Source organism: Ruegeria sp. HKCCD7628 (genome assembly GCF_057221005.1).
This window is the reverse complement of sequence record NZ_JBWVBA010000015.1, coordinates 42268-60336: the sequence shown is the minus strand read 5'-3', so window position 1 is coordinate 60336 and position 18069 is coordinate 42268. Positions and strand designations below refer to the sequence as shown.

Here is an 18069-nt window from a genome sequence, read left to right as displayed (position 1 = left end):
CGGGCCTAAACGTTGCACTAAAGAAGGCCGTTCCACAGGGGCGGCCTTTTTCGTTGTGCCAGGCACTTCCTAGGTGAATCTGAATGTGTTCGAAGGGAGCAAATGCTTATTAGGCCCGCCGTCGCCCAAGAACTGAAGCGGATTGAGGCTTCTTAATCCTTTGTCCACCTCACGCAAAGACAGGAAACCCACATGTGAAATGAAACAAAAAGTGGGGCGCGTATCTAGCGAACCGCTGAAGTAACCAGGAGGAAATCATGTTTGGTTTTGAATTCTTGAACTATGGAACGCAAATCCTTCACAGCAAGGATTTGGAGGACATGCGCGCCGCCATACTTGGAGACGACGATCAGGAAATCGAATGTGATAACAGCGACTTTTGCCGCGAGCGTAAGCGGTTCAAAGTCACGCTTGCGGAGTTGCCTAACAGAGCCTGACGCGTAAACGCGCGGCTAAAATAACTACCGTCAAGCTTCGTGCTGGTCGTTGCGTGGGGTGAAATCCATCAAGTGTCATTTTGGTTTTCTTAGGCTCAATGATTGTCGCGCGCGGGCTGTTTAGCTCATTCGTAGTCCTGCTGCGCACTATCGTTGCCAAGTTCAATCTAAAGACTGGTTTTTGGCGCCGGCTCCTGTCGCCCTTTTAGGTCCAACAAGGCCAACAAACCCCTTGCCAAACCCCACCAACCCAACTAATACGCGCGAGTTCTCGATAAGAACATCAAGGCGGGGTGATTCCCGCCTTTTGGGTTCGAAGAGGGTTGGCGATGCGCGTCTGTCCTCCTCTCAACCTCAACGCCTGATAAAAGGCTGTATCTATGCAAAGCCAAAACATCCGTATTCGGCTGAAGGCATTTGACTATCGCGTTCTGGATGCCAGCACGCAAGAGATCGTCAACACTGCCAAGCGGACCGGCGCGAACGTGCGCGGCCCGATCCCGCTGCCGAACAAGATTGAGAAGTTCACGGTTCTCCGTGGCCCTCACGTTGACAAGAAATCCCGCGACCAGTTCGAGATCCGCACGCACAAGCGTCTGCTCGACATCGTTGATCCGACCCCCCAGACCGTTGACGCGCTGATGAAGCTCGACCTCGCTGCTGGTGTGGACGTCGAGATCAAGCTGCAGTCGTAAGATCGGAGGGTATAGATTATGCGCTCTGGTATTATCGCAAAGAAAGTTGGCATGACCCGCCTGTTCATGGAAGACGGCAAGCAGATCCCTGTGACCGTTCTTCACCTGGACAACCTGCAGGTTGTTGCACAGCGTACCGCTGACAAAGACGGCTACACCGCCGTTCAGCTGGGCGCCGGTGCTGCCAAGGCAAAACGCACCTCGAAAGCCATGCGCGGTCACTATGCCGCTGCGAAGGTTGAGCCCAAGCGTAAGCTGGCCGAGTTCCGCGTCTCCGAAGATGGTCTGATTGATGTGGGCGCCGAGATTTCGGCAGAACACTTCCTGGAAGGTCAGAAAGTTGACGTTTCGGGCACCTCGATCGGTAAAGGCTTTGCCGGTGCGATGAAGCGCTGGAACTTTGGTGGTCTGCGCGCCTCGCACGGTGTTTCGATCAGCCACCGTTCGCACGGTTCGACCGGTCAGTGTCAGGATCCGGGCAAGGTTTTCAAAGGCAAGAAGATGGCCGGTCACATGGGTGCTGCCCGTGTTACCACCCAGAACCTGGAGGTCGTCAAAACCGACGCCGACCGGAACCTGGTCTTCATCAAAGGCGCCGTTCCCGGACCGAAATCGGGCTGGGTCACCGTCAAGGACGCCGTGAAGAAGAAAGCACCGGAAGGCCTGCCTTTCCCGGCTGCTGTGAAATCGGCTGCAACCGAAGCACCTGCGGAAGAAGCTCCCGCGGAAGGTGGTGAAGCATGAAACTTGATGTAATCAAACTGGACGGCGGCAAAGCCGGCGACATCGAGCTGAACGCCGATCTGTTCGGTCTCGAGCCGCGTGCGGACATCCTGCACCGCGTGGTCCGTTGGCAGCGCAACAACGCGCAGGCCGGCACCCACAAGGTCAAGACCCGCTCGGAAACCAGCTACTCGACCAAGAAGATCTATCGCCAGAAGGGCACCGGTGGCGCACGCCATGGTGACCGCAACGCGCCGATCTTCCGTGGTGGTGGTATCTACAAAGGCCCCGTCGTACGCTCGCACGGCCACGACCTGCCCAAGAAGTTCCGTAAGCTTGGCTTGCGCCACGCTCTGTCGGCTAAAGCCAAAGCAGGTGAACTGGTTGTGATCGAGAACGCCGAAGCCGAAGGCAAGACCGCCGCTCTGGCCAAACAGGTTGCAAACCTGGGCTGGAAACGTGCTCTGGTCATCGATGGCGCGACCGTGAACGAAGGGTTCCTGAAAGCGTCCAAGAACATCGAAGGTCTGGATATCCTGCCGTCGATGGGCGCAAACGTCTATGACATCCTCAAGCGTGACACTCTGGTGCTCACCAAAGCGGCTGTCGAAGCACTGGAGGCTCGTCTGAAATGAGCGCGAAGGCAGAACACTACGACGTGATCCGCAAGCCGATCATTACTGAGAAGTCGACCATGGCGTCCGAGAACGGCGCGGTTGTCTTTGAAGTGGCGATCGACAGCAACAAGCCGCAGATCAAAGAGGCCGTTGAGGCGCTGTTTGGTGTGAAGGTCAAAGCGGTGAACACCACCGTGACCAAAGGCAAGGTCAAGCGGTTCCGCGGCCAGCTGGGTCGTCGGAAAGACGTCAAAAAAGCTTATGTGACCTTGGAAGAGGGTAACACCATCGACGTGTCCACCGGTCTCTGATCGGAACGGTCCATGGAAAGAATGGAAGACCCCCGCGAAAGCGGGGGTTTTTTACTATGGCGGTGACACAAATTTGACCTCGGATTAAAAGGCCAATTGCATAAATCGCTTGCGACGCCGGGTCAGAAGGTTATCCGGTTGAAGTTAGAAAACACGGCAGGCGCATGACACATTCCATCAAACCGAACCCGGGCAATCCGCAAGTGACCGCAGCGCGGGATTGGGTGTCTACACTGGCCAAATACCGAGAGCCGAACCAGTTGCGTAGCGCGTTCGAGCTTGGCGTCAGCATCGTGCCATTTATTGCCTTATGGGCGCTGTCGTGGATGTCAATGTCGATCAGCTACTGGCTGGCTTTTGCCATTGCAGTTCTCAACGCAGCCTTTCTGCTGCGTCTGTTTGCGATCCAGCATGATTGTGGACACGGGGCGTTCTTCAGCAACCGGATGCTCAGCGATTGGACCGGTCGGGTGATCGGCGTGCTTACCCTGACGCCTTATGATGTCTGGCGCCGTACGCATTCTACGCATCACAACAGCGCGGGTAATCTGGACAAGCGCGGGATGGGCGATATTCACACTCTGACCGTGGCAGAGTATCTGGCTTTGACGCCTTTGAACCGGTTTTGGTATCGGGTCTACCGCCACCCGGTCACCTTGTTTGGCTTAGGGCCCGGCTACCTGTTTCTGTTGCAGAACCGCCTGCCGCTTGGCCTAACGGGTCTCCTGAAATTCTGGATCAGTGCCATGGCCACCAATCTGGCAATCCTTCTGGCTCTGCTGGCCATATACTATTTCGGCGGTGTGATGCCGTTGCTGCTGATCTTCCTGCCAACGACCATGCTGGCCGCGACAGCGGGTGTCTGGCTGTTTTACGTGCAGCACCAGTTCGAAGAGACACAGTGGGATCCCGACAAGGACTGGCAATTGCACGAGGCCGCCCTGCACGGCAGTTCGCACTACATTCTGCCAACCGTATTGCAGTGGTTCAGCGCCAATATCGGCATCCACCATGTGCACCATCTGTACAGTCGCATTCCATTCTATCGCTTGACCGAAGTGTTGCGCGATCATGATGAGCTGGCCAACAGCAACCGGATGACCATCCGCGAAAGCCTCGCCAATGCGCGGTTGCACTTGTGGGACGAAAAGAGCCGTCGCCTGTTGTCCTTCGCCGAGGCGCGGGCGCTTTATGGGTAAGGGGCAAGTCGCTTCTGACCTGACTTACCCATACAAAGCTATGACACGCGCGGAAGACTGCCCGTGGGATGGCACTGCAACGGCCGATCAGGGCGCTTTACGGTGCCAAATACATCCGAACTTTTAGCGAGGCGCAAATGCCCCCAAAGCGCCAGCCCGCCGGGACCGGCAGTCGCTGGCGCGGCGGCCTTCGGCCGTGATTCCGGGCTTGGACGAACAAGTGGAAAGCGGGGTTGTTATGATTTCGGGTTTTGATTATCCGTTTCAATTCGAGCGGGAGCTAAAAAGTAGCGCAACAATCAAAAAATGTTCCAAACTAAGAAAGATCTACAAAGTGATCCCAAGTGTGGAAGAGCTTTTCGATGAGGGAAAGAAGTTGGTCAAATGGTTAATCAACTACCTTTTCCCGCCATTTCATAAAAAGATTGTTCGTTGGGTTATTGGTATTGGGTCAGCGATATTGCTGGATTCATATTTTTTTCAAGGATTAATCCAGTGGCTGCTGAGTGCTTTGGTAGCGCACTTTTTCAATCAATCAATCCCAGCGTATGATGGGCAAGACCAGAGCGGCGTGTTTGGAGTGATCCTTATATGCTTAGCGCTACTTTACAGTTTGTTAGCTCACTTTCTGGAGGATTTGCCAGGTATTTTGGATGCAAAACACCAAAGAGAAGTAGGCAGAGCAAAGTTGTCGCGAGACTTTGATTTATATCAGAAATTCTTGGGCGATTTTGGTAGTTCCACGGGGCTGGCGATGTTCATCAAAAATCACAATTTTGGAAACACATGGCAGTCGGTACTGTCGGAAAAATTAGACAATATGTGCTTTGAGTGGGACGTGCCGGAAAGGAAATTTCTTGTTGAGCCTTTGTGTGATCAATTTCCGAAATTGCTGAGTGAGCTTCAAGAGTTGCGTGCACTGTTGGCAGAAAATTCTGGCAGGCTCCAGGCCAACCACGAACTAGAAGGGATTTTTGATCCTTCGATTCATGACGAAATGGATATGCCAGCATATATTGAAAAAGCCATAGTTGATGCGAATAGGCTTTCTTCATCAATTGCTGAACAACGCGCTGAATTTGTTCAAGTGGCAGAAGAAAAGTTCGCCCTACTCAGCAGAACCACAGATGGTGATTAGCTACTGCCAGAAAATTTGCGTTAACACCGGTTAGGGCCATGTATCACTTCGATAGGATTGGGCCATTAGAAAGCTCCAATAAAAAGAAGTCTTGAGGCCCTATAGACACCCACCCCCAACCCTGTTACACGCTCCCAATCTTGCGGCCTCGGATTCGTTCCGGGGCCTCTGATATTTGTAACCGGGGACCTTCGGGGCCCTATACCCTTGGCACCTACGGGGGCCTATCACATAGCGGGGAAACTCCCTGCACTTGCTAAACGGAAGACAGAAAGCATGGCACTCAAGTCGTACAAGCCGACGACGCCGGGCCAGCGCGGGCTGGTGCTGATCGACCGTTCGGAGCTTTGGAAAGGACGTCCGGTCAAGTCTCTCACAGAGGGTTTGACCAAATCGGGCGGCCGGAACAACACCGGACGGATCACTTCACGCCGCCGCGGCGGTGGCGCAAAGCGTCTCTACCGGATCGTTGACTTCAAACGGAACAAATTTGATGTCGCGGCAACCGTCGAGCGGATCGAATATGACCCGAACCGGACCGCATTCATCGCACTGGTAAAATACGAAGACGGCGAGCAGGCATATATCCTGGCTCCGCAGCGTCTGGCTGTTGGTGACAAAGTCATTGCGTCGGCGAAAGCTGACATCAAGCCGGGCAACGCAATGCCGTTCTCGGGCATGCCCATTGGTACCATCGTCCACAACATCGAGATGAAGCCTGGTAAAGGCGGTCAGATCGCACGTGCGGCCGGTACTTACGCTCAGTTCGTTGGTCGCGATGGCGGCTACGCTCAGATCCGTCTGAGCTCGGGCGAGCTGCGCATGGTCCGTCAGGAATGCATGGCCACCGTTGGTGCCGTGTCCAACCCCGACAACAGCAACCAAAACCTCGGTAAAGCCGGTCGTATGCGCCACAAAGGCGTGCGTCCGTCGGTTCGTGGTGTTGCAATGAACCCGATCGATCACCCGCACGGTGGTGGTGAAGGTCGTACCTCGGGTGGCCGTACACCGGTTACACCTTGGGGTAAGGACACCAAGGGTAAGCGTACCCGCAACAAGAACAAAGCGTCCCAGAAGCTGATCATCCGCTCGCGGCACGCCAAGAAGAAGGGACGTTAATCCATGTCTCGCTCTGTTTGGAAGGGTCCTTTCGTCGATGCTTACGTGCTGAAAAAAGCCGAAGCAGCGCGCGAGTCGGGCCGCAACGAAGTCATCAAAATCTGGTCGCGTCGTTCCACCATTCTGCCCCAGTTCGTGGGTCTGACCTTTGGTGTGTACAACGGCCAGAAGCATATCCCCGTCAACGTCTCGGAAGACATGATCGGTCAGAAGTTCGGTGAATACTCGCCGACCCGTACCTATTATGGCCACGCCGCAGACAAAAAAGCGAAGCGGAAGTAAGTCATGGGCAAGGAAAAGAACCCCCGCCGCGTGGCTGAAAACGAAGCAATGGCGAAAACCCGCATGCTTCGCACCAGCCCGCAGAAACTGAACCTGGTTGCGCAAATGATCCGCGGCAAGAAAGTTGAGAAGGCTCTGACCGACCTGACTTTCTCGAACAAGCGTGTCGCGCAGGACGTCAAGAAGTGCCTGCAATCCGCAATCGCGAATGCCGAAAACAACCACAACCTGGACGTTGACGAGCTGATCGTCGCAGAAGCATGGGTTGGCAAGAACCTGGTCATGAAGCGCGGTCGTCCGCGTGCCCGTGGTCGTTTCGGCAAGATCATGAAGCCGTTCTCGGAGATCACCATCAAGGTGCGTCAAGTTGAGGAGCAAGCCTAATGGGTCATAAAGTAAATCCGATCGGCATGCGCCTGCAGGTCAACCGCACCTGGGACAGCCGCTGGTACGCCGACACCAAGGACTACGGTGATCTTCTGCTCGAAGACCTCAAGATCCGTGAGTTCATCAACAAAGAGTGCAAGCAGGCCGGTATCGCCCGTGTGATCATCGAACGTCCGCACAAAAAGTGCCGCGTTACGATCCACACAGCACGTCCGGGTGTCATCATCGGCAAGAAAGGCGCGGACATTGAAGTTCTGCGCAAGAAGATCGCCCTGATGACAGACAGCGAACTGCACCTGAACATCGTCGAAGTGCGCAAGCCCGAGCTTGACGCGCAGCTGGTTGCCGAGTCCATCGCTCAGCAGCTGGAACGTCGTGTTTCGTTCCGTCGCGCAATGAAGCGGTCGGTTCAGAATGCCATGCGCATGGGCGCCCTGGGTATCCGGGTGAACGTCGCTGGTCGTCTGGGCGGCGCTGAAATCGCACGGACCGAGTGGTACCGCGAAGGCCGCGTGCCTCTGCACACTCTGCGTGCCGACATCGATTACGCACATGCCGAAGCGATGACCCCCTACGGGATCATCGGGATCAAGGTCTGGATCTTCAAAGGTGAGATCATGGAGCACGATCCGCAGGCACGTGACCGTAAAGCACAGGAACTCCAGGACGGCCCTGCACCTCGTGGTGCTGGTGGCGGTCGTCGCTAAGGAGGGAAAGATATGCTTCAACCAAAGCGTACTAAATTCCGCAAGATGCACAAAGGCCGGATCAAGGGTCTCGCCAAAGGCGGCTCTGATCTGAACTTTGGCACCTACGGCCTGAAAGCTCTTGAGCCTGAGCGTGTAACTGCACGCCAGATCGAAGCTGCACGTCGTGCCATGACGCGTCACATGAAGCGTCAGGGTCGTGTTTGGATCCGCATCTTCCCCGACACTCCGGTCACTGCAAAGCCGATCGAAGTTCGTATGGGTAAAGGTAAAGGTTCGGTCGACCGCTGGGCATGCAAAGTCAAGCCCGGCCGCGTGATGTTCGAGATCGACGGCGTCAATGACGACATCGCCCGCGAGGCCCTGCGCCTGGCTGCGATGAAGCTGCCGATCAAGACCCGCGTCGTGGTTCGCGAAGACTGGTAAGCGATCGGGGCTTAGGCCCTGTTCGTGACAAGATTGACCCTCGTCGGGAAACCGACGGGGGTTTTCTGTTGCGCTTGTGAAATTAAGGGCCGCAAAAACCGTCGACCTCGTCTCACTGCGCCCCTAGGCTGCCCGGTAGAAATGGGAGGGCCCTGTGGTTCAGTTGCGCAAAAAAATGTTCGTCAAGGAAATCATAACCACCGATCAGTTGGGCCAGCCCTGCGATCCGATCAGCCGGGTTGCTGCGCTGGCGGTGTTCACGAACCCTCTGGCCAGCTGTCAGGCGGATGACCTTTCAGAGTTGTTTGAGATTGGTGCGCTTCTTGGCCCGGACCTCGCTTCCGAAGCGATATCCCAACTAGACGGTGCTCCGGTATCCTACGGCAAGGCAGCGATCATCGGCATAAACGGCGATCTTGAACAGGGCGGGGCGGTGATCCATCCCAAGCTTGGCGCGCCCATGCGCGCGGCAGCTGGCGGAGGAGACGCCGTGATCCCTTCGAACGCTAAGCTGGGCGCGCCGGGTTGCGCGATTGATCTGCCGCTGGGGCACAAGGACAACCCTTGGTCGTTCGACCATTTCGACACGATGACGTTGAACATCCCGGACGCACCTAAACCGGATGAGATCGTTCTGTGCCTTGCCTATGCCGATGGCGGTCGCCCGATCCCACGCTGTGGCAAAGGGCCCGTCAAAGGCTAATCGACTGGCCTTGCCGAAAACACTGGGGTATGCCCGGCCCATGGCACAGATTGAATCACTCTTCGTAACCCGTCTCTACCGCGCGTCCGTCTCCGAGTTCGATCCGAAGATCGACGCTCAGGAATTGGAAAGCTCATGCCTTGTCATCGCCGAGGATGATGAGGCCGGACAGGAATGGTGTGAAGAAAACGGCTATCCCGGCTACACCAGTTACGCCTCGCTGACCGATTTGCCGTGGCGGTTTCCGATCTTTGCCGATTTAGTCGCTGCGCTAGACCAGCACGTCGCCGCCTTTGCCAAGGATCTTGAGTTCGATCTGGGCGAGGGCGCGCTGAAGCTGGAAGACCTGTGGATCAACATCCTGCCCGAGGGCGGAATGCACTCCAGCCACCTGCACCCGCACAGCGTGATCTCGGGCACGACCTATGTGGCTATGCCCGAAGGCGCGAGCGCACTGAAACTGGAAGACCCCCGCTCAGGCCGGATGATGGCCGCGCCAACGCGGGTCAAAGGCGGGCGGCGGGATTTGCAGCCGTTCATCTATATGAAGCCGCAAGTCGGGGACGTGCTGCTTTGGGAAAGCTGGCTGCGCCACGAAGTGCCAATGAACATGGCCGAAGAAGAACGCATCAGCGTCAGCTTCAACTACAAGTGGGAATAACGTCGAAAGCGTGACGTCCCACGCTTATTGAAAAAGGGGCTCATCTGATTGAGCGGCTGTCTTCAGTTCTCCGATCATACGGTCGACGAAGGCCACTTGGGTGTGGGGCGACAAAAACGTTTTGCGGCCAATTCCGATGACGTCAAATTCAACGTGCACGGGGCTGCCGTCCCGGAACACCAACCCGGTTTCCAAAATCTGACGGCGGATATTGTCTGAAACGTTGACGATGGAATCAACGTAATGACCATGAGTGGCGATGCCGAAGATTCCCCGTCCGAAATAGGTGATCATCGGCGCATGATCGCAAAGTGCGTCTGAGATGCACTCAGCGATATCGGTCACTTCGTCAATAAATTCCTGTGATGTGCATCTTTCATAGATGGACGCGATATTTGTAACTGTCAGGATTTGCAGCTTGGTCGCACGGAACTTCAGCCTGCCAAGATGCGTCAGGTAGTTTTCAAAAGAATGTACTTTTAGAACCCCATCTACATCGTCGATTGTTATTGCGTCGCTGAGGGCAACGGCTTTGGTCATGTTTTGCGAAGTCGTGTCAAGTCGTTCAACACGCGCCGATGACTGCAATGCGTGCTTGATGCGTAGTTGCAGGTCATCGAAGTCCACCGGCTTGTTTACATAATCTGTCGCCCCTGCGGCAAAGGCATCGTCAACATGTTTCTTGTCGGACATCGCAGTGACCATGATGATCGGCGCATAGCGATAGTCAGGCAAAGATCGAATCCGGCGGCATAGCTCGACCCCGGTCATTTTGGGCATTTGAATGTCCAGAAGGAACAAATCAAACGGACGGTCAGCGTGAGCGATTTTTTCCAAGCCCTGAATCGCGGACGATGCTGTCTCTACAGTGAAACTTCCATTCGAGGCCAGCCCAAGCGAAAGCACCTTTAAGATGTCCATATCGTCGTCGACTAAAAGAACTCTCATTGCAAACCTCCTGTATGGTTGGCGGTCTTTGGCTGAACTCAAATTTGGTTAGTTCTATGTGGCCACAAATGGATGCGACGCTGAATGCTGTTTTGAAAGTCAGTGCAACTTAAAGTGTTGTCACTTTAAGATGGTGCCGTCAAAATTGCCGAACTGAAAAGATGTATTTCAGGCATAGCACCTGCCATTGCGGATTTTCTTATCACTATCGGGTGAAAAGGCCATGCAGATCGCCATCGCGACAGACGGGGTGAGTGGGAGAATGAGCTTTCCCTTGCAAGCTATCCGCTAATACCTTGCGCGGCAGCATACTGCGGTCTCTTGGTGTTATCATGCATCCGCTATGTCCAAGGTGGCATGCTCAGGGGTCGTCTGGTCTTTAAGGTTAAAAGGCAGGCCGTTAGGCCTGCCTTACGTGTTTATTCGGCGATGATCTCGCCCGAGGGGCGGGGGGTCGTCGCCGTCTCGGCCGGCAGCACCGGATAAGTTACTTCAGGCAAAGTGCCGGTCAGGCTTTCCAGAAGGGCAACGATCTGGTTGGCTTCGTTGTCGCCCAGTTCCTCACCCAGTTGCGACTCGGCCATGATCTGAACCGCGACTTTCAGGTCCCATACTTTGCCTGAGTGGAAATAGGGCGCAGTCAATGCGACGTTCCGCAAAGGTGCCGCGCGGAACACATATTCGTCGTCCACAGTCTCGGTCACGGCAAAGCGGCCTTTATCGCCGACGGGCAGAACATCCGCGCCGGGTTTTTCGATCAGACCGAAGGGGTAGTACCCGCTGCCGCCGACATTGACGCCCGAGTGGCAGGCGGCGCAGCCCATGTCCATGAATTGGGACAGACCGGCCAGCTGCTCTTGGGTCATGGCGTTGTCGTCACCGTTCAACCAGGCGTCGAACGGGGCAGGAGTGATAAGGGTGGCTTCGAATGCTTCGATGGCCTTGGCAAAATTGTCAAAGTTTACCGGGTCTTCTTCACCTTCGAATGATTCAGAGAACCACTCCACATATTGCGGCATCGAATTTAGCGTTTGCACCAGATTATCCGGTGTGTTGGCCATTTCGACACCGGCCTGAACCGGACCTTTCGCCTGCGCGGCCAAGTCTTCGGCGCGCCCATCCCAGAACTGCGCTTCGTTGAAAACCGAGTTCAGGGCAGTGGGGGAGTTGCGCGGGCCACGTTGCCAGCCGTGCCCGATCGAGGTTTCAAGGTTGTCGTCCCCGCCGGTCGCCAGATTGTGGCATGAGTTGCACGAGAACACACCCGATGCGGACATGCGCGGATCGAAGAACAAGGCTTTGCCCAACTCGATCTTTTCAACAGTGATCGGGTTATCATTCACTGCAGGTACGGTCGAAGGCAGGGGTTCGAAAATATCAAGCGCTTCGTTGCGCAAGTCATTCGCCTGAGCACCTGTAGCCAGGACCGCGATCATTGCTGCATGAGTGAGGCCGGATTTCAGTTTCATTGTTAGCTCCAATAACTGTAATCTCCCTGCTGAACTATTTAGTTTACTTTGAGTCAGGCACTTTGATTTAGATCAATTCTAAATTGGCTGCGCGACACATTTTTAGAATTCATCTAATTTACCCTGATGTTCTCTTAGAAACGGGGAAATACCGGTGGCATGTTTGCCGGTATTCGGGCAGCCCGGACGTGTTAGTTGGCTGAAGGACTCGCCGAAGTCTGACAACTGTCGATAGCTCAAACTTCCTCTTGCCACCTATCCCCTAAACCCTTATACGGCGGCATCCTGCGATCTCCCGGCGTTGTCGGGCGATTCGTATGTCTATCATTCATCCACCAGGTCCAAGGTGACCCTATCAGGGGGCCTTCTGGTGTTTTGAGCAAAGGAAAAAGGCGATGAACGCCCAAGAACTGCGTGACAAGACCCCGGACCAGCTCCGCGAGGAACTGGCCAACCTGAAGAAAGAAAGCTTTAACCTGCGCTTTCAACAGGCAACCGGTCAGCTGGAAAACACTGCCGGCATCAAAGCGGCCCGCCGCAATGCCGCCCGTGTCAAAACCATTCTGAACGAAAAGGCCGCTGCTGCGGCATCCGAGGAGTAATCAGATGCCCAAGCGTATCCTGCAAGGCACCGTGACCAGCGACGCCAACGAACAGACTGTAACCGTTCAGGTAGAGCGCCGCTTTACACATCCGGTTCTGAAGAAAACCATCCGTAAGTCCAAAAAATACCGGGCTCACGATGAAAAGAACGCCTTCAAGGTCGGCGACACCGTACGCATAATCGAATGCGCGCCGAAATCGAAGACGAAACGTTGGGAAGTTCTGGAAGCGTAAGCCTCCGGGATTTTCCCATTTGTCGAAACCCTGGGGGATCTAACGAGACCAGCCCCCACAGGTCGGGAGAAACCACATGATCCAGATGCAGACCAATCTGGATGTCGCTGACAACTCCGGCGCACGCCGAGTTCAGTGCATCAAGGTCCTGGGTGGTTCCAAGCGTAAATACGCCTCCGTCGGCGACATCATTGTCGTCTCGGTGAAGGAAGCCATCCCGCGCGGCCGCGTAAAGAAAGGTGACGTCCGTAAGGCCGTCGTCGTACGCACCGCCAAGGAAGTCCGTCGCGAAGACGGCACCGCGATCCGTTTCGATCGCAACGCCGCCGTCATCCTGAACAACAACAACGAGCCCATAGGTACCCGTATCTTTGGCCCCGTTGTTCGCGAACTGCGCGGCAAGAACTTCATGAAAATCATCTCGCTGGCTCCGGAGGTGCTGTAATCATGGCTGCTAAACTCCGCAAAGGCGACAAGGTCGTCGTGCTGGCCGGCAAGGACAAGGGCAAAGAGGGAACCATTTCCTCGGTTGACCCCAAAGCCGGTAAAGCTGTTGTCGATGGCATCAACATCGCCATCCGCCACACCCGCCAGACCCAGAACTCGCAAGGTGGTCGCCTGCCTCAGGCAAACCCGATCGAGCTGTCGAACCTGGCACTGCTGGACAAAAACGGCAAAGCAACTCGCGTTGGCTTCCGCATGGAAGGTGACAAGAAGGTCCGCTTCGCCAAGACCACAGGGGACGTGATCGATGCTTGATAACGCAACCTACACCCCGCGTCTGAAAGCTCAGTACGTTGAAACCATCCGTGCCGCTCTGAAAGAAGAGTTCGGCTATAAGAACAACATGCAGCTGCCTAAGCTGGAAAAAATCGTTCTGAACATCGGTTGTGGTGCTGAGGCCGTCAAAGACTCGAAGAAAGCGAAAGCTGCTGTCGAAGATCTGACTGCAATTGCTGGTCAACAGGCCGTTGCAACCAAGGCGAAGAAGTCGATCGCGGGTTTCCGCGTCCGTGAAGACATGCCGCTGGGCGCGAAAGTGACCCTGCGCGGTGACCGGATGTACGAATTCCTGGATCGTCTGATCACCATCGCGCTGCCGCGCGTTCGTGACTTCCGCGGTGTTAAGCCTTCTTTCGATGGCCAGGGCAACTTTGCCATGGGCATGAAAGAGCACATCGTGTTCCCGGAAATCGACTTCGACAAGGTCGACGAGGTCTGGGGCCTGGATATCGTAATTGCCACCACAGCGAAAACCGACGCTGAAGCGAAGAGCCTGTTGAAAGCATTCAACATGCCGTTCAACGCGTAAGCGCCGGGAGGATTGAGACATGGCTAAAAAAGCAATGATCGAACGCGAGAAGAAGCGCGAACGCCTGGTGGCCAAATATGCCGCAAAGCGTGCCGAGCTGAAAGAAATCGCGAATGACGAGAGCCGCCCGATGGAAGAGCGTTTCAAAGCGCGTCTGAAACTGGCGAAACTGCCGCGCAACAGCTCGGCTACCCGTCTGCACAACCGCTGTCAGCTGACCGGTCGTCCCCACGCTTACTACCGTAAGCTGAAGGTCAGCCGTATTGCGCTGCGCGAGCTGGGTTCTGCTGGTCAGATCCCCGGCATGGTGAAATCGAGCTGGTAAGGGAGACATAGATATGAATGATCCTATCGGCGATATGCTCACCCGTATCCGCAACGCGCAAATGCGCGGCAAGTCCACCGTTTCCACCCCGGCTTCCAAGCTGCGCGGTTGGGTTCTGGACGTGCTGGCGGACGAAGGTTACATCCGTGGCTATGAAAAGACGACCGGTGAAAACGGTCATCCGGCCATCGAAATCAGCCTGAAATACTACGAAGGCACCCCTGTCATTCGCGAACTGAAGCGGGTCTCGAAGCCCGGTCGCCGCGTGTACATGGGCGTCAATGACATCCCGCAGGTCCGTCAGGGTCTGGGTGTGTCGATTGTCAGCACTCCGAAAGGTGTGATGTCGGACGCAAACGCTCGCTCCAACAATGTTGGCGGCGAAGTGCTCTGCACCGTCTTCTAAGGAGGTCTGCAATGTCTCGTATTGGTAAAAAACCGGTCGAGCTGCCCAGCGGCGTTACCGCCTCTGTGTCCGGCCAGACCATCGAAGTGAAAGGTCCGAAAGGCACCCGCAGCTTCACCGCCACCGACGACGTTACGCTGTCGGTAGAAGACAACGTGGTCAAGATCGACCCCCGTGGCATGTCCAAGCGTGCCCGCCAGCAGTGGGGCATGAGCCGCACCATGGTTGCCAACCTGGTAACCGGTGTGACCCAAGGCTTCAAAAAAGAGCTGGAGATCCAGGGTGTTGGTTACCGGGCTCAGATGCAGGGCAATACCCTGAAGCTGAACCTGGGTTACAGCCACGATGTTGATTTCACTGCTCCGGAAGGTGTCACCATCACCGCGCCGAAGCAGACCGAGATCGTTGTGGAAGGTATCGACCAGCAGCAGGTGGGCGAAGTCGCGGCCAAAATCCGCGAATGGCGCCGTCCCGAGCCTTATAAAGGCAAGGGCATCCGCTATAAGGGCGAGTTCATCTTCCGCAAGGAAGGCAAGAAGAAGTAAGGACGCAGACAATGGCAAACAGCAAAAGAACCCTGTTTCTGAAGCGCCGCCTGCGCGTTCGGAACAAACTTCGCAAAGTCAACGCGGGCCGCGTACGCCTGTCGGTTCACCGTTCGAACAAGAACATCAGCGTTCAGCTGATCGACGACGTTCGTGGCGTGACCCTGGCCGCAGCCTCGACCCTGGAAAAAGATCTGGGTGTTGTTGGCAAGAACAACGTCGAAGCGGCCACCAAAGTGGGTGCGGCCATCGCCGAGCGTGCCAAGAAGGCAGGCGTCGAAGAGGCCTATTTCGATCGTGGTGGCTTCCTGTTCCACGGCAAGGTGAAGGCAGTCGCTGACGCCGCGCGTGAAGGTGGTCTGAAGATCTAAGACTTGCGGGCAGCTTGGCGGCTGCCCCGATGATCCGGGGGCCCTGACGTTAGTCGGGGCTCACTTGGATTGAAGAAAACGGCGCCGTATGCGCCACATGAGAAAAGGGATGCCAAATGGCAGAACGTGAAAACCGTCGGGGCCGTGGCCGCGACCGTGAAGAAGCACCGGAATTTGCAGATCGTCTGGTCGCAATCAACCGCGTTTCGAAAACCGTAAAAGGTGGTAAGCGCTTTGGCTTCGCCGCTCTGGTGGTTGTAGGCGATCAGAAAGGCCGCGTCGGCTTTGGCAAAGGTAAAGCGAAAGAAGTACCTGAGGCCATCCGTAAGGCGACTGAGCAAGCCAAGCGTCAGATGATCCGCGTGCAACTGCGCGAAGGTCGTACTCTGCACCACGATATCGAGGGCCGTCACGGCGCTGGTAAAGTGGTTATGCGCACCGCACCTGAAGGTACTGGTATCATCGCCGGTGGTCCGATGCGTGCCGTGTTCGAAATGCTGGGCGTTAAGGACGTTGTGTCCAAGTCGCTGGGCTCGCAGAACCCGTACAACATGATCCGCGCCACCATCAACGGCCTGCAGAAAGAGCAAAGCCCGCGTTCGGTCGCCGCACGTCGTGGCAAAAAAGTTGCTGACATCCTGCCCAAGCGGGACGAAGCACCGGCTGAAGCCGAAGCGTAAGGAGTAGCGTACCATGGCAAAAACCATCGTCGTCAAGCAGATCGGTTCCCCGATCCGCCGCCCCGCCGAACAGCGCGCAACCCTGATCGGTCTGGGCCTGAACAAGATGCACCGCACCCGTGAACTGGAAGATACCCCTTCGGTCCGCGGCATGGTCAACAAGATCCCGCATCTGGTTGAGATCATCGAAGAGCGCGGCTAAGCGCGACTCTTTCAGAAGTTCTTGAAACGCCCTCGACAGTGTCGAGGGCGTTTTCTTTGTTTTAATGATTGTTTGCTTTGTACCCGGACCCTCTGCACCATAAAACCTGAAAATCTCCGATACTTCAGACCTTTAACTGCCGTTAATGCAACTATTGTGAGTGCCTTAAGGATAGGCATTCGGGGTTAAGTATCAAAGTGATGCGCGGTGTTTTGATTGGATTGAGCTGTGTGGCGGGCACTCTCGTGATAGTCGGGTTTCTTGGCCAGTTTCACAGAGTTCCCGACACAATTTCGATAGGACGGCCGTTTTTCGGCCTTTTTTGTATTGCCGGTATGTTCGCTGCAAGGCCATTTTGGCTTAAGGTGGCCTTCGCGTTCGTTGTTGCCGCAGCGTTCTTTACGGCGGTAAGGCTTCTTTTACCTCAACAGCCGGGCGGTGACCTAAAGGTTTACGCGAAAAATCTGTGGTTCGCTAATACCGAAATTCCGGTTTTGGTGGACGATATTGAAGCAACGGGTGCAGACGCTGTAATGCTGCAGGAGGTTTCTGATAGAAATATAGAAGTTCTAAGTCTGCTGGAAAAAAGTTACCCGTATCAACACTTTTGCAGGTTTTCGAGTTGGAGTGGGATCGCGTTGGCGTCACGTCATCCGATCCAAGGCGAGCCTATTTGCCCGAACTCACGTGCTATTGCAGCCGTGCCAGTTGTTATCGAGAATTCAAAGGTCTGGTTAGTGTCTGTTCATATCCCTTGGCCCTGGCCCCATGACAGCCTCAATAACGAAATAGATGCCGAAAGAGTTCTGACCGATCTCGATGGCGCTCTCGTCATTGCTGGTGATTTCAACTCCATGCCATGGTCTGGACGTGTTGGACGGATAGCATCGCTAACGAACACACGGCTTGCCGGGCCAGTTCGACCCACATTTAAACTTCGACATGTACCGCTGCCGCTTGATTTTGTTTTGGCACCGGGAGGCGGGTCTCAGGAAATACGGCCTTTATTCGGTTCTGACCACGCCGGAGTATTGGCGAACATCAGGCTTTGGGTGCCGTAGATGTTTCTTTGAACGAGATTTATTGCAGGACAGGATTGTCAGACACGGGACCGACTATCACCGCGAAATTGGGAAAAAAGCTATACGGCCATTCCGCCAACGCATACCGGATAGACCGAAACATCCGTTGTTAGCGATACCCGTCCTCCTTATCTGAACGCTGTCCCAAACAGGAACGCAAACAGTATCCCGAGGAATTCGCCTTGGGCTCAGAAAGGAATCGAACCATGGCTAACACAGCAACATTTACTCGCGAGGGCTTTGGCCTGAGCGCCCGCATCGCAACGCTCGTCGCCCGCGTTAAAGAGGCATATGCCCTGCGCGCCGAGTACAACCGCACCTATTCCGAGCTTCAGGGTCTGAGCGACCGTGAATTGAACGACATTGGTGTGCGTCGTTGTGACATCAAGGATATCGCACGCGAACACGCGTATTGCTCCTAACCAAAACGCGAACACGCGAAGGCTTTGATCAGGAGGCGCCGGCAGGCGCCTCTTTGCGTTTGGGT

Annotated in this window: 29 protein-coding genes; 27 read left to right on the top strand and 2 right to left on the bottom strand. The window is 55.4% G+C overall.

What is annotated here, in order from left to right; translation table 11 throughout:
- Positions 1 to 257: 257 nt before the first annotated feature.
- The 14 genes from AC2TAD_RS20680 to AC2TAD_RS20615 all read left to right on the top strand — a co-directional run bounded on the left by AC2TAD_RS20680 (position 258) and on the right by AC2TAD_RS20615 (position 9405).
- The gene (locus AC2TAD_RS20680) at positions 258 to 437 is read left to right on the top strand and encodes a hypothetical protein (RefSeq protein ID WP_480870114.1); all 180 of its coding nucleotides are present in this window, start codon (positions 258 to 260) and stop codon (positions 435 to 437) included.
- A gap of 380 nt (positions 438 to 817) precedes the next feature.
- Positions 818 to 1132, top strand: a complete 315-nt coding sequence (gene rpsJ / locus AC2TAD_RS20675) for a 30S ribosomal protein S10 (RefSeq protein ID WP_008756422.1) — start codon at positions 818 to 820, stop codon at positions 1130 to 1132.
- 18 nt (positions 1133 to 1150) lie between these two features.
- A complete protein-coding gene (gene rplC / locus AC2TAD_RS20670; RefSeq protein WP_008758167.1) occupies positions 1151 to 1876 on the top strand; it encodes a 50S ribosomal protein L3 in 726 nt (241 codons plus the stop codon).
- A complete protein-coding gene (gene rplD, locus AC2TAD_RS20665) occupies positions 1873 to 2490 on the top strand; it encodes a 50S ribosomal protein L4 (protein ID WP_008756644.1) in 618 nt (205 codons plus the stop codon). Before rplC ends, rplD begins: the two co-directional genes overlap by 4 nt.
- Positions 2487 to 2783 carry a 50S ribosomal protein L23 gene (locus AC2TAD_RS20660; RefSeq protein WP_008757532.1) on the top strand — a complete coding sequence of 99 codons (297 nt, stop codon included), beginning with the start codon at positions 2487 to 2489 and terminating at the stop codon, positions 2781 to 2783. The genes rplD and AC2TAD_RS20660 overlap by 4 nt, the downstream gene beginning before the upstream one ends.
- 164 nt (positions 2784 to 2947) lie before the next feature.
- Positions 2948 to 3982, top strand: coding sequence for a fatty acid desaturase (locus AC2TAD_RS20655; protein ID WP_480870112.1), 1035 nt, complete (start codon positions 2948 to 2950; stop codon positions 3980 to 3982).
- 208 nt (positions 3983 to 4190) lie between these two features.
- A complete protein-coding gene (locus AC2TAD_RS20650; protein WP_480870110.1) occupies positions 4191 to 5120 on the top strand; it encodes a hypothetical protein in 930 nt (309 codons plus the stop codon).
- A gap of 276 nt (positions 5121 to 5396) precedes the next feature.
- On the top strand, positions 5397 to 6239 hold the full coding sequence (gene rplB / locus AC2TAD_RS20645) for a 50S ribosomal protein L2 (protein ID WP_170356688.1): 843 nt from the start codon (positions 5397 to 5399) through the stop codon (positions 6237 to 6239).
- 3 nt (positions 6240 to 6242) lie between these two features.
- A complete protein-coding gene (gene rpsS, locus AC2TAD_RS20640) occupies positions 6243 to 6521 on the top strand; it encodes a 30S ribosomal protein S19 (RefSeq protein ID WP_005980699.1) in 279 nt (92 codons plus the stop codon).
- 3 nt (positions 6522 to 6524) lie between these two features.
- Positions 6525 to 6905: a 50S ribosomal protein L22 gene (rplV, locus tag AC2TAD_RS20635; RefSeq protein WP_039538267.1), complete on the top strand. Its 381-nt coding sequence runs from the start codon at positions 6525 to 6527 to the stop codon at positions 6903 to 6905.
- Positions 6905 to 7615, top strand: a complete 711-nt coding sequence (rpsC, locus tag AC2TAD_RS20630; RefSeq protein WP_170356687.1) for a 30S ribosomal protein S3 — start codon at positions 6905 to 6907, stop codon at positions 7613 to 7615. The genes rplV and rpsC overlap by 1 nt, the downstream gene beginning before the upstream one ends.
- A 12-nt stretch (positions 7616 to 7627) precedes the next feature.
- Positions 7628 to 8041 (top strand): 50S ribosomal protein L16, encoded by a 414-nt coding sequence (gene rplP, locus AC2TAD_RS20625; protein WP_058283513.1) that lies wholly within the window; start codon positions 7628 to 7630, stop codon positions 8039 to 8041.
- Between the two features lie 175 nt (positions 8042 to 8216).
- A complete protein-coding gene (locus AC2TAD_RS20620) occupies positions 8217 to 8744 on the top strand; it encodes an amino acid synthesis family protein (protein WP_480870107.1) in 528 nt (175 codons plus the stop codon).
- Between the two features lie 40 nt (positions 8745 to 8784).
- The gene (locus AC2TAD_RS20615; RefSeq protein WP_480870105.1) at positions 8785 to 9405 is read left to right on the top strand and encodes a 2OG-Fe(II) oxygenase family protein; all 621 of its coding nucleotides are present in this window, start codon (positions 8785 to 8787) and stop codon (positions 9403 to 9405) included.
- A gap of 24 nt (positions 9406 to 9429) precedes the next feature.
- Here AC2TAD_RS20615 and AC2TAD_RS20610 read toward each other — a convergent pair whose 3' ends face one another.
- Entirely contained in the window at positions 9430 to 10353 is a 924-nt protein-coding gene (locus AC2TAD_RS20610) for a response regulator (protein ID WP_480870103.1), read from the bottom strand.
- A 419-nt stretch (positions 10354 to 10772) separates the two neighbouring features.
- Positions 10773 to 11822 carry a cytochrome-c peroxidase gene (locus AC2TAD_RS20605; protein ID WP_480870101.1) on the bottom strand — a complete coding sequence of 350 codons (1050 nt, stop codon included), beginning with the start codon at positions 11820 to 11822 and terminating at the stop codon, positions 10773 to 10775.
- Between the two features lie 395 nt (positions 11823 to 12217).
- Here AC2TAD_RS20605 and rpmC point away from each other — a divergent pair, with 395 nt between their 5' ends.
- The 13 genes from rpmC to AC2TAD_RS20540 all read left to right on the top strand — a co-directional run bounded on the left by rpmC (position 12218) and on the right by AC2TAD_RS20540 (position 18004).
- On the top strand, positions 12218 to 12424 hold the full coding sequence (gene rpmC, locus AC2TAD_RS20600; RefSeq protein ID WP_010437082.1) for a 50S ribosomal protein L29: 207 nt from the start codon (positions 12218 to 12220) through the stop codon (positions 12422 to 12424).
- A gap of 4 nt (positions 12425 to 12428) precedes the next feature.
- Positions 12429 to 12659: a 30S ribosomal protein S17 gene (gene rpsQ / locus AC2TAD_RS20595; RefSeq protein ID WP_170356682.1), complete on the top strand. Its 231-nt coding sequence runs from the start codon at positions 12429 to 12431 to the stop codon at positions 12657 to 12659.
- 76 nt (positions 12660 to 12735) lie between these two features.
- Positions 12736 to 13104: a 50S ribosomal protein L14 gene (gene rplN / locus AC2TAD_RS20590; RefSeq protein WP_039523372.1), complete on the top strand. Its 369-nt coding sequence runs from the start codon at positions 12736 to 12738 to the stop codon at positions 13102 to 13104.
- Between the two features lie 2 nt (positions 13105 to 13106).
- Entirely contained in the window at positions 13107 to 13418 is a 312-nt protein-coding gene (gene rplX, locus AC2TAD_RS20585; protein ID WP_155148683.1) for a 50S ribosomal protein L24, read from the top strand.
- Positions 13411 to 13971, top strand: coding sequence for a 50S ribosomal protein L5 (rplE, locus tag AC2TAD_RS20580; protein WP_480870098.1), 561 nt, complete (start codon positions 13411 to 13413; stop codon positions 13969 to 13971). The genes rplX and rplE overlap by 8 nt, the downstream gene beginning before the upstream one ends.
- A 19-nt stretch (positions 13972 to 13990) precedes the next feature.
- Positions 13991 to 14296 (top strand): 30S ribosomal protein S14, encoded by a 306-nt coding sequence (gene rpsN, locus AC2TAD_RS20575; RefSeq protein ID WP_068340744.1) that lies wholly within the window; start codon positions 13991 to 13993, stop codon positions 14294 to 14296.
- A gap of 13 nt (positions 14297 to 14309) precedes the next feature.
- Entirely contained in the window at positions 14310 to 14702 is a 393-nt protein-coding gene (gene rpsH / locus AC2TAD_RS20570; protein WP_068340741.1) for a 30S ribosomal protein S8, read from the top strand.
- Positions 14703 to 14713: 11 nt separating this feature from the next.
- The gene (gene rplF, locus AC2TAD_RS20565; protein ID WP_170531622.1) at positions 14714 to 15247 is read left to right on the top strand and encodes a 50S ribosomal protein L6; all 534 of its coding nucleotides are present in this window, start codon (positions 14714 to 14716) and stop codon (positions 15245 to 15247) included.
- An 11-nt stretch (positions 15248 to 15258) separates the two neighbouring features.
- Entirely contained in the window at positions 15259 to 15618 is a 360-nt protein-coding gene (gene rplR, locus AC2TAD_RS20560; RefSeq protein ID WP_170356678.1) for a 50S ribosomal protein L18, read from the top strand.
- 116 nt (positions 15619 to 15734) lie between these two features.
- Positions 15735 to 16298, top strand: a complete 564-nt coding sequence (gene rpsE, locus AC2TAD_RS20555; protein ID WP_170356677.1) for a 30S ribosomal protein S5 — start codon at positions 15735 to 15737, stop codon at positions 16296 to 16298.
- Positions 16299 to 16311: 13 nt separating this feature from the next.
- Complete coding sequence (rpmD, locus tag AC2TAD_RS20550; protein WP_074736195.1) at positions 16312 to 16500, top strand: 50S ribosomal protein L30; 189 nt, start codon at positions 16312 to 16314, stop codon at positions 16498 to 16500.
- Between the two features lie 200 nt (positions 16501 to 16700).
- Positions 16701 to 17561 (top strand): endonuclease/exonuclease/phosphatase family protein, encoded by an 861-nt coding sequence (locus AC2TAD_RS20545; protein WP_480870096.1) that lies wholly within the window; start codon positions 16701 to 16703, stop codon positions 17559 to 17561.
- Positions 17562 to 17788: 227 nt separating this feature from the next.
- A complete protein-coding gene (locus tag AC2TAD_RS20540) occupies positions 17789 to 18004 on the top strand; it encodes a DUF1127 domain-containing protein (RefSeq protein ID WP_170356675.1) in 216 nt (71 codons plus the stop codon).
- Positions 18005 to 18069: the final 65 nt, after the last annotated feature.

What these genes read in the sequence shown, in the direction of transcription:
- AC2TAD_RS20680 (WP_480870114.1), top strand. Translation starts at nt 258, where the DNA reads ATGTTTGGTTTTGAATTCTTGAACTATGGAACGCAAATCCTTCACAGC.
- rpsJ (WP_008756422.1), top strand. Translation starts at nt 818, where the DNA reads ATGCAAAGCCAAAACATCCGTATTCGGCTGAAGGCATTTGACTATCGC.
- rplC (WP_008758167.1), top strand. Translation starts at nt 1,151, where the DNA reads ATGCGCTCTGGTATTATCGCAAAGAAAGTTGGCATGACCCGCCTGTTC.
- rplD (WP_008756644.1), top strand. Translation starts at nt 1,873, where the DNA reads ATGAAACTTGATGTAATCAAACTGGACGGCGGCAAAGCCGGCGACATC.
- AC2TAD_RS20660 (WP_008757532.1), top strand. Translation starts at nt 2,487, where the DNA reads ATGAGCGCGAAGGCAGAACACTACGACGTGATCCGCAAGCCGATCATT.
- AC2TAD_RS20655 (WP_480870112.1), top strand. Translation starts at nt 2,948, where the DNA reads ATGACACATTCCATCAAACCGAACCCGGGCAATCCGCAAGTGACCGCA.
- rplB (WP_170356688.1), top strand. Translation starts at nt 5,397, where the DNA reads ATGGCACTCAAGTCGTACAAGCCGACGACGCCGGGCCAGCGCGGGCTG.
- rpsS (WP_005980699.1), top strand. Translation starts at nt 6,243, where the DNA reads ATGTCTCGCTCTGTTTGGAAGGGTCCTTTCGTCGATGCTTACGTGCTG.
- rplV (WP_039538267.1), top strand. Translation starts at nt 6,525, where the DNA reads ATGGGCAAGGAAAAGAACCCCCGCCGCGTGGCTGAAAACGAAGCAATG.
- rpsC (WP_170356687.1), top strand. Translation starts at nt 6,905, where the DNA reads ATGGGTCATAAAGTAAATCCGATCGGCATGCGCCTGCAGGTCAACCGC.
- rplP (WP_058283513.1), top strand. Translation starts at nt 7,628, where the DNA reads ATGCTTCAACCAAAGCGTACTAAATTCCGCAAGATGCACAAAGGCCGG.
- AC2TAD_RS20620 (WP_480870107.1), top strand. Translation starts at nt 8,217, where the DNA reads ATGTTCGTCAAGGAAATCATAACCACCGATCAGTTGGGCCAGCCCTGC.
- AC2TAD_RS20615 (WP_480870105.1), top strand. Translation starts at nt 8,785, where the DNA reads ATGGCACAGATTGAATCACTCTTCGTAACCCGTCTCTACCGCGCGTCC.
- AC2TAD_RS20610 (WP_480870103.1), bottom strand. Translation starts at nt 10,353, where the DNA reads ATGAGAGTTCTTTTAGTCGACGACGATATGGACATCTTAAAGGTGCTT.
- AC2TAD_RS20605 (WP_480870101.1), bottom strand. Translation starts at nt 11,822, where the DNA reads ATGAAACTGAAATCCGGCCTCACTCATGCAGCAATGATCGCGGTCCTG.
- rpmC (WP_010437082.1), top strand. Translation starts at nt 12,218, where the DNA reads ATGAACGCCCAAGAACTGCGTGACAAGACCCCGGACCAGCTCCGCGAG.
- rpsQ (WP_170356682.1), top strand. Translation starts at nt 12,429, where the DNA reads ATGCCCAAGCGTATCCTGCAAGGCACCGTGACCAGCGACGCCAACGAA.
- rplN (WP_039523372.1), top strand. Translation starts at nt 12,736, where the DNA reads ATGATCCAGATGCAGACCAATCTGGATGTCGCTGACAACTCCGGCGCA.
- rplX (WP_155148683.1), top strand. Translation starts at nt 13,107, where the DNA reads ATGGCTGCTAAACTCCGCAAAGGCGACAAGGTCGTCGTGCTGGCCGGC.
- rplE (WP_480870098.1), top strand. Translation starts at nt 13,411, where the DNA reads ATGCTTGATAACGCAACCTACACCCCGCGTCTGAAAGCTCAGTACGTT.
- rpsN (WP_068340744.1), top strand. Translation starts at nt 13,991, where the DNA reads ATGGCTAAAAAAGCAATGATCGAACGCGAGAAGAAGCGCGAACGCCTG.
- rpsH (WP_068340741.1), top strand. Translation starts at nt 14,310, where the DNA reads ATGAATGATCCTATCGGCGATATGCTCACCCGTATCCGCAACGCGCAA.
- rplF (WP_170531622.1), top strand. Translation starts at nt 14,714, where the DNA reads ATGTCTCGTATTGGTAAAAAACCGGTCGAGCTGCCCAGCGGCGTTACC.
- rplR (WP_170356678.1), top strand. Translation starts at nt 15,259, where the DNA reads ATGGCAAACAGCAAAAGAACCCTGTTTCTGAAGCGCCGCCTGCGCGTT.
- rpsE (WP_170356677.1), top strand. Translation starts at nt 15,735, where the DNA reads ATGGCAGAACGTGAAAACCGTCGGGGCCGTGGCCGCGACCGTGAAGAA.
- rpmD (WP_074736195.1), top strand. Translation starts at nt 16,312, where the DNA reads ATGGCAAAAACCATCGTCGTCAAGCAGATCGGTTCCCCGATCCGCCGC.
- AC2TAD_RS20545 (WP_480870096.1), top strand. Translation starts at nt 16,701, where the DNA reads ATGCGCGGTGTTTTGATTGGATTGAGCTGTGTGGCGGGCACTCTCGTG.
- AC2TAD_RS20540 (WP_170356675.1), top strand. Translation starts at nt 17,789, where the DNA reads ATGGCTAACACAGCAACATTTACTCGCGAGGGCTTTGGCCTGAGCGCC.